This window comes from Streptomyces carpinensis (assembly GCF_002154505.1).
Classification (GTDB): domain Bacteria; phylum Actinomycetota; class Actinomycetes; order Streptomycetales; family Streptomycetaceae; genus Streptomyces; species Streptomyces carpinensis.
In genome coordinates, this window is record NZ_MUBM01000772.1 from 1 (window position 1) to 838 (window position 838).

General features: G+C 75.7%; 1 pseudogene. It reads left to right on the forward strand.

The features are described from left to right. Positions 1–571: pseudogene (locus BZY54_RS48690) on the forward strand (MFS transporter); the annotation flags it as partial. Positions 572–838 lie beyond the last annotated feature (267 nt).

The window sequence follows — 838 nt, forward strand, 5'->3', positions numbered from 1 at the left end:
CTGCGCGAGCACTGGGCGGATGTGCTGCGGGTGGTCGCGGGCGCGCTCATCGCCTCGGTGAGCACCATCTTCACCGTGTGGGCGCTGGCGTACGCGACCAGCGACGCGGTCGGCATGTCCCGCTCGTCGATGCTGTGGGTGGGCGCGCTCGCCAACCTCGTCGCGCTCGCCGCCATCCCGTTGTGGGCCACGCTGTCGGACCGCATCGGCCGACGCCCGGTGTACCTGATCGGGGCGGTGGGCAGCGCGGTGACGATGTTCCTCTACCTGTGGGCGATCTCCACGGGCTCCTACCCGCTGACACTGATCCTCGGGATCGTCGCCTTCGGTGTCGTNNGCGATCGGCACGCAGATCGGCTTCGCGGTGGCCGGGTTCGCGGTCACCTTCGCCGCCGAGATCGCGGGCCCCGACGGCACCGACTGGTCGGCGGTGGCCCTGTTCACGGCGGCCCTGTGCGTCCCGCCGGTGATCGCCGCCCTCACGGCTCGCGAAACCCACCGGGTGCCGACGGCGCGCCTCGGCGAACGCGCTGAACAGCGGGCGTCACAGCCGGAGACGGTCTCGGCCTGACCCGTGGCCGCCACGTGGCCCTTGCCCGCACTGATCTGCCCCGTGCCCGCAACGTGCCACGTTCCCGGGCGGCCCGCCCCGTGCCCACGACGTGCCCGGGCTGCCGGACGCCTGACCAGCGCCGACGCCCTGCCCCGCGTCCGCGGCCACGGGCGGCCCGGTCACGGCCGGCCGGGCCACGCTCCCGGCCCGGCTGACCCCGGCCCGGACTGTCCCGGCCGGGGCCGACCCCGAGTCGGGCCGGCCGCGGGTCGGGCCGGCCGCGGA